The organism is Nocardiopsis halotolerans DSM 44410 (assembly GCF_000341065.1).
Taxonomy (GTDB): domain Bacteria; phylum Actinomycetota; class Actinomycetes; order Streptosporangiales; family Streptosporangiaceae; genus Nocardiopsis; species Nocardiopsis halotolerans.
Genome location: NZ_ANAX01000182.1, coordinates 1 through 7,071, shown reverse-complemented (window position 1 = coordinate 7,071; position 7,071 = coordinate 1). Strand labels below are relative to the sequence as shown.

The window sequence follows — 7,071 nt, the reverse complement described above, 5'->3', positions numbered from 1 at the left end:
TCTGCGAGATCAAGGACGCCTGACGGGTCGGGCTGAACCGTCACCGGTGTGGCACACGGGGCTCCACCTGCGCTGGTCCTGTACCCAAAGTGGGTCTCGACCGCCGCACTTGGCGATAGGTACAAGGGCTCCGGGAAGAGCGGGGCCTGTGAACCTCTGTGCTCACCGCGCTGACGTCCGCGCCGCGCGCGTACGGGGAGGTGCCGCCCGCCGGTGCCTCCCCTTCCTCGTGCGGACCGTCCAGCGGGCTCCTACCAACTGGGAAGCCTCGTCAGATCGATCTCCAGGTCGCAAGGCGCGTTGGCCTTGAGCCGCTTTCGGTGGACGCCAACGTTCGCGTACCTCTTGTTGACGGGGTCGAGCTCATACGCGTACACAACCGCCTCCATATGGCTCTCCTCCTCGACCAGCCAGAAGTGAGGGATACCGGCCTCCGCGTAGAGCTGGGGCTTGCGTTCGTGATCACGCAGTCCGGACTCCGGTGAGACGATCTCGACGGCCAGCTGGACCACCCGGGGTTCAACCCATGTGTCGTGGATCCCCTCTCTCCCACTTTCCCAGAGGAGCATGAGGTCCGGCTCTGGCCGCTGCCGATCCGCGATCCTGATCGTCATCTCCCTGTAGGTCGCTACCCCTTCAGGGATCTGAGCATCCGACTGCTGCTCAAGAATCTTGAGCATGTACATACGGAAACGCTTCTGGGGGGCTCACCAGCACCAGGCTTCCGTCGATGAGTTCGGTGTGAGGCGGAAGATCCGGGATACGGTCGAGGTCCTCGGCGGTGAACCCGTCCTGAGGAGGCATCGGAAGTAGCAGGGCACCGTCAAGCTCAGGGTCCGGGCGCGCGGCCACGACTGGAACGGACATGTCACGGTCTCCGATCGTCGGATCGTTCTCGTCGCCCACAGTAGCCATCGCTGTCACCCCGTAACGATGTTTTCAACATACTGTCCCATCCCGGCTCCAGCTCCGACGTGATCCTCGCCGCATCCCCGTCCGGGAGGGCGCACCACAGTGCCCGCACAGTGGACGATGTGGCGTCAGGGACAGGAAGTTGTCGACGCCCGCGTATGGAATAGGTAAGGAACGGGCGTTATTGTCCTTGATTGTGACGAACATCTGGGGACTGACGCGACGGTGGCACATCGACCTGTGCCGCCGCAGCTCGCAGGCGTGTAGCTAGGTCCACGCGCGCCCGTCCGGGCAGCGCGCCGCACACCCCTCCCCGTCACCGTCCCCCTGGTGATGCCCGCCGTTCCCCGAGCCGGAACCCGGCGGTGCCGCACGCGCCGCCGCGCGTCCCTCCGGCTGCCTTCACCGTCCTCTGGAGTCCCATCCGTGTCCGCACAGAGCACAGCTGCGCCCACGAAGCGCAGAACCCTCCGTTTCCCGTTCGCGGCCCAGGTCCTCGCCGGTCTGGTCCTCGGCATCGTCCTCGGCGTCGTCGCCCTCCAGATCGGCCCGGTCGGTGACGACCAGCCCAACTGGCTCGCCGTCACCCTCGACACCATCGGCTCGACCTTCGTCACCCTGCTGAGGACGATCGTCCCGCCGCTGATCGTCCTCGCCGTCATCTCCTCCATCGCCAACCTGCGCAACGTCACCAACGCGGCGCGGCTGGCCTGGAAGACCCTGCTGTGGTTCGGCGCCACCGCCCTGATCGCCGTGGGCATCGGCATCACCCTGGGCCTGACCATCCGCCCCGGCGTCAACAGCTCCGTGGACTCCGCCACCGCCGCCGAGCCCTCCGGCACCGGCTCCTGGATGGCGTTCATCGAGAGCATCGTCCCCGCCAACTTCCTGGGCCTGGACGTGAGCGTCTCCGCCGCCGACGACGGCAGCCTCAGCACGGGTGTGGGCTTCAACGTCCTCCAGCTGATCGTCATCGCCATCGTCCTGGGCATCGCCGCGGTGAAGGTCGGCAAGGCCGCCGAGCCCTTCATCGACTTCGCCGACTCCGCGCTCCAGGTCGTGCTCAAGGCCCTGTGGTGGGTCATCCGCCTGGCCCCGATCGGCACCGTGGGTCTGCTGGGCAACGCCGTGTACAGCTACGGCTGGACCACCATCGGCGCCCTGGGCAAGTTCGCGCTGACCATCTACGTCGGCCTGGCCCTGGTGCTGTTCGTCGTCTACCCGGTGCTGGCCCGGGTCAACGGCCTGTCCCCGGTGAAGTACTTCAGCGGCGTGTGGCCCGCGGTCCAGCTGGCCTTCGTGTCCCGCTCCTCGATGGGCACCATGCCCGTCACCCAGCGCGTGACCGAGCAGAACCTGGGCGTGCCGCGCTACTACTCCGCGTTCGCCGTGCCGTTCGGCGCCACCACCAAGATGGACGGCTGCGCCGCCATCTACCCGGCGATCTCGGCGATCTTCATCGCCCAGTTCTTCCCGGGGGTCAGCCTCGGCCTCACCGACTACCTGCTGATCGTGTTCGTGTCGGTGATCGGCTCGGCCGCGACCGCCGGGACCACCGGCGCGACGGTCATGCTGACCCTGACCCTGTCGACGCTGGGACTGCCCCTGGAGGGCGTGGGTCTGCTGCTGGCCGTCGACCCGATCCTGGACATGGGCCGCACGGCGGTCAACGTGGCCGGTCAGGCGCTGGTCCCGACCATCGTCGCCAAGCGCGAGGGCATCATGGACGTGGCCCGGTACAACGCGCCGCGCGACGCCTCCGGCTTCGTGCCGCTGGACGAGTCCCACGCCGACGCGGGGACCGAGGCGGCCGAGGACGACCCGGACGTGGCGAAGGTGCCCGCGGGTACCTCCAGCGGGAGCTGACGCCCGCTCCACACACGCCGCGGCCCGCCGGAACCCCTCCGGCGGGCCGCGGCGTTTCTCCGGGCACTCGTGAGGTCCGGCACAGGCGGAACCATCCGGGGGTCATCGTTCGTTCCTGTGCGTGAGGGAGGCGAGAGGAACGATCATGCTGCGCCGCTTGGTAACACCCACAGCCCTGACCGCCGGACTCGCGGCGGCGGTGGTGAGCTCCGCGGTGGTGCCCGCCGCGGCCGACACCCAGCCCGCACCACCCGAGTCCCAGGCCATCGCCGAGGAACTCCAGAGCGACAACGTCTTCATCGACCCGAGTATCGACGTGATCCCCGAGGCCGAGCAGGAGGCCCTGGAGTCGTCCGCCGCCGAGGCGGACGTCCCCGTCTACTACGTGGTCCTGCCCTCCGACAGCGTGTCCTCCGCGACCGGGATGGACGCCCTGATGAACCCCGTCATGGACGAGGTCGGCGACGGGCTCTACGGGTTCGTCGTGGGCGACCAGGTCTTCCAGGTCCTGTCCCCGAACATGGAGGACACGGAGACCATCCGTGAGCTCGCCCTGCGGGAGGGCGGTAACAACCAGGTCGACACCCTCGTCGCCATCCCCGACGCCGCGGCGGAGGTGGAGGAGGCCGAGCAGGCCGGGACCGTCTCCAGCTTCGTGCTCCTCGGACTCCTGGTGGTCGTCGTCGCCGCGGGCGCCTGGTACGTCCACCGCAGCCGCAGGAAGCGCGAGGCGGAGAAGGCCAGGCAGGTCGCGGAGATCAGGCAGATGGCCACCGAGGACGTCGTCAGCCTCGGCGAGGACGTCTCCCGGCTGGAGATCGACGTGTCCAAGGTCGACGAGGCCACCCGCGAGGACTACTCCCAGGCCATGGACGCCTACGACCGGGCCAAGGCCGAACTGGACGGCATCCGGGAGCCCGAGCAGGTTCGCCTGGTCACCAGCGCCGTGGAGGACGGCCGCTACCACATGACCGCCACCCGCGCCCGCCTCAACGGCGACCCGGTCCCCGAGCGGCGCGGCCCCTGTTTCTTCAACCCGCAGCACGGACCGTCCGTGGAGGACGTGGTCTGGGCTCCGCCCGGCGGCTCGCCCCGCGAGGTCACCGCCTGCGCGGACTGCGCCCACGCGGTGCGCGTCGGCGGGCACCCCGACGTCCGCCTGGTCGAGGTGGACGGCGAGCGCCGACCGTACTACGACGCCGGTCCGGCCTACGCGCCCTACGCCAGCGGCTACTTCGGCATGAACATGATGATGGGCATGTTCACCGGCATGATGATGGGCTCCATGATGGGGTCGATGATGGGCATGGGTATGGGCATGGGCGTCGGAGAGGACATGGGCGGAGGCGACTTCGGCGGCGACTTCGGAGGCGGCGACTTCGGGGGAGACTTCGGCGGCTTCGACTTCTGACCCCTCCGTACCGACACCGCATCGGGCCCCGTCGCGTTCGCGGCGGGGCCCTTTCGTGGCCGGATCGGGCCGACCCCTGGCGCGGTAGTTATCCGGTAAGTATGGTTGCCCTAGTTACCAAGTAAGTAGGTGTCGATCATGTCCGTCCGTCAGGGGCTCCTCGCCCTCCTCTCCCACGGCCCCAAGCACGGCTACCAGCTGCGCGCGGAGTTCGAGGCCCGCACCGGGGGCACGTGGCCGCTCAACATCGGGCAGGCCTACACCACCCTGCAACGGCTGGAACGGGACGGGCTGGTCTCCAAGATCCACGAGGAGGCCCCGGACGCCCCCGAACGCTACGAGCTGACCGGCACCGGGCGCGCCGAGGTCGAGTCGTGGTGGACCAGCCCCGTCAAACGCGGCGCACCCGCCCGCGACGAACTCGCACTCAAGCTCGCCCTGGCCGTCACCACCCCCGGTGTGGACGTGGAAGCCCTCCTGGACGCCCAGCGCGCCGAGACCCTGCGTGGCCTCCAGGACTACACGCGGCTCAAACGGAGCGGGGGCGGCGGGGCCGACGGGGAGGGAGACAACGACGACGACCTGGCCTGGCACCTGGTCCTGGACGCCCTGGTCTTCTCCGCCCAGGCCGAGATGCAGTGGCTGGACNTGTCCCGCGCCGCCGGTCGCCGCCGTTCCCCCTCGCGTCCCGTGGCCCCCGCTCCGGAGCACGGCCCCAAGGCGCGCGGATGAGCGGGGCCGCACCGGAGCTGCTCATGCGTGGCGTCGGCCGGGTACACGGCCGGGGACCGAGCCGGGTGGCGGCTCTGACGGGCGTGGACCTGGAGGTCGTTCCCGGCGAGCTGGTCGCGGTCATGGGACCCTCCGGCTCGGGCAAGTCCACGCTGCTCACCCTCGCGGGCGGGCTGGACAGCCCCACCGAGGGCGACGTGGCGGTCGGGGGACGGAACCTGGCCGGACTGGACGCGCGCGCCCGCGCCCGGCTGCGCCGCCGCCGGATCGGCTACGTGTTCCAGGACTTCAACCTCATCCCCTCGCTCACCGCCGTCGAGAACGTCTCCCTCCCCCTGGAACTGGACGGGGTCGCCACCCGCGCCGCCCGCCGCGAGGCCCGGTCCGCCCTGGCCGAGGTGGGCCTGGCGGGGACGGACGACCGCTTCCCCGAACAGATGTCCGGCGGCCAGCGCCAGCGGGTGGCCATCGCCCGCGCCCTCGTCGGGCCACGCCGCCTCGTGCTGGCCGACGAGCCCACCGGAGCCCTGGACTCCGCCACCGGCGAGGAGGTGGTGACCGTCCTCCGCGACCGCGTCGACCAGGGCGCCGCCGGACTGATGGTCACACACGACTCCCGGTACGCGGCCTGGGCCGACCGCACCGTCTTCCTGCGCGACGGGCGTGTCACCACCTCCACCGGAAGCCGCCTCGGGCTGGAGTCCCTGGTGGGCCCGTTCCCGGACGGGGACGACTGATGGCGTCGTCCGCGTCCTGGCGCGCGGCGCTGCGCCTGGCCCGCCGGGACGCCCTGCGCCACCGGGCCACGACCCTGCTGGTCACCGGCGTGATCGTGCTGGTGGTGGGTGGCGCGGTCGCCGCCGACGCCCTGTTACGCTCCGCCACACCCTCCCCCGAAGTGTTCAACCGGATGATGCTCGGTGACGGTGCCCAGGCGCGGATCACCTGGCAGATGCCCGGTGTGGTCGCCCAGAGTCCCCGCGAGGACGTGGTGTTGGCGGGCAGCGACTCCGACGAAGAGCGGTCACGCGCCGTGTACGAGTCGCTCCTCCTGGAGCTGCTGCCGCCCGGGTCGGAACTGGTCGGGGCGGCGGCAGGAACGGTGCGCGCGACGTCCGGTGACCAGGCCACCGAGGGCCTGGCCGCGCTGGAGGCGCCCGTCACCGGCCCTCTGGAGGGGATGTTCGTTCCGGCGCGGGGCCGCACCGCGCGCGGGTCCGGCGAGGCCATGGTCAGTCTGGGGCTGGCCGGTCGCCTGGGGCTGGAGCCGGGCGCGGAGATCGAGGCCGTCGACGACGACGGGGAGTCGGCGACCGTCACCGTCGTGGGCGTCTACCGCGCCACCCGCCACCCCGCGGACGTGGTGCTGGCCCCGGGCACCCTGTTGGACACCGGACCGGAGCTGGTCTCCCCCGACGCTTCCGCCGTCTGGTACGTCCTCGGCGCGGAGCCCGTGTCCTGGGACGACGTGCTGGCGGTCAACGAGGTCGGGGCCTCCGTGGTGAGTCGTGCCGTGGTGGCCGATCCGCCCCCTGACGCCGAGGTCCCCCTGTTCTCGGACCAGCCGACCGCCCCGCCACCGGACTCCCTGGCCCCGTACGCCGAGGTCGTCGCGGGCACGGCCCTGTTGGCCTGCCTGGTCGTCGGACCGGTGTTCGCGGTACGGGCACGGCACAACGAACGGGCGCTGGCTCTGGTCGGCGCGCAGGGCGGGGACGCACGAACCCTGCGCGGGATCGTGCTCTGCGGCGCCCTGGCCGTGGGGGTGGCGGGCGGCGTGTCCGGTGTGTTCCTGGGGGCCGGAGGGGCCTGGTTGGTGGCGGCGCTGCTGCGGATGCGCGGCGACGCCCAGTACCCCGAGTTGGTCCTGCCGTGGGCGGACGCGGCACTGCTCCTGGCCCTGGGAGTCGCCGTGGCCCTGGTGGCGGCGCTTCCGCCCGCGCTGCGGGCGGGACGCACGGATCCCGCGGCCGTACTGTCCGGACGGACCACCGCGTCCTCCGCGCGGTACCGAGTCCGTTCCGTACTCTGCGCCGTATCGCTCCTGGCGGGGACGTCCCTCGTCGTCACCGCCTTCGCCCTGCCCCGGTCGGACATGTTCGTCCCGGGCGCGGTGGTCGCGGCCATCGGTCTGCTGCTGTGGGCACCGG

The 7,071-nt window shown here is 71.0% G+C and carries 6 protein-coding genes; 5 read left to right on the top strand and 1 reads right to left on the bottom strand.

Translation table 11 applies throughout. The features are described 5' to 3' along the window. Nucleotides 1-251 precede the first annotated feature (251 nt). A complete protein-coding gene (locus D455_RS30355; protein WP_017571351.1) occupies nt 252-686 on the bottom strand; it encodes a Uma2 family endonuclease in 435 nt (144 codons plus the stop codon). Between the two features lie 652 nt (nt 687-1,338). Here D455_RS30355 and D455_RS0114035 point away from each other — a divergent pair. From D455_RS0114035 to D455_RS0114015, 5 genes are all read left to right on the top strand, one after another. Next, nucleotides 1,339-2,778 (top strand): dicarboxylate/amino acid:cation symporter, encoded by a 1,440-nt coding sequence (locus D455_RS0114035; RefSeq protein ID WP_017571350.1) that lies wholly within the window; start codon nt 1,339-1,341, stop codon nt 2,776-2,778. Nucleotides 2,779-2,923: 145 nt separating this feature from the next. Beyond that, nucleotides 2,924-4,189 (top strand): hypothetical protein, encoded by a 1,266-nt coding sequence (locus tag D455_RS0114030; RefSeq protein WP_017571349.1) that lies wholly within the window; start codon nt 2,924-2,926, stop codon nt 4,187-4,189. 138 nt (nt 4,190-4,327) lie between these two features. After that, complete coding sequence (locus D455_RS0114025; protein WP_040684854.1) at nt 4,328-4,921, top strand: PadR family transcriptional regulator; 594 nt, start codon at nt 4,328-4,330, stop codon at nt 4,919-4,921. After that, on the top strand, nt 4,918-5,658 hold the full coding sequence (locus D455_RS0114020) for an ABC transporter ATP-binding protein (RefSeq protein WP_017571347.1): 741 nt from the start codon (nt 4,918-4,920) through the stop codon (nt 5,656-5,658). Before D455_RS0114025 ends, D455_RS0114020 begins: the two co-directional genes overlap by 4 nt. Beyond that, nucleotides 5,658-7,071, top strand: a 1,414-nt coding sequence (locus D455_RS0114015; RefSeq protein ID WP_017571346.1) for an FtsX-like permease family protein, incomplete at its 3' end; no start/stop codon positions are given. The genes D455_RS0114020 and D455_RS0114015, both read left to right, overlap by 1 nt.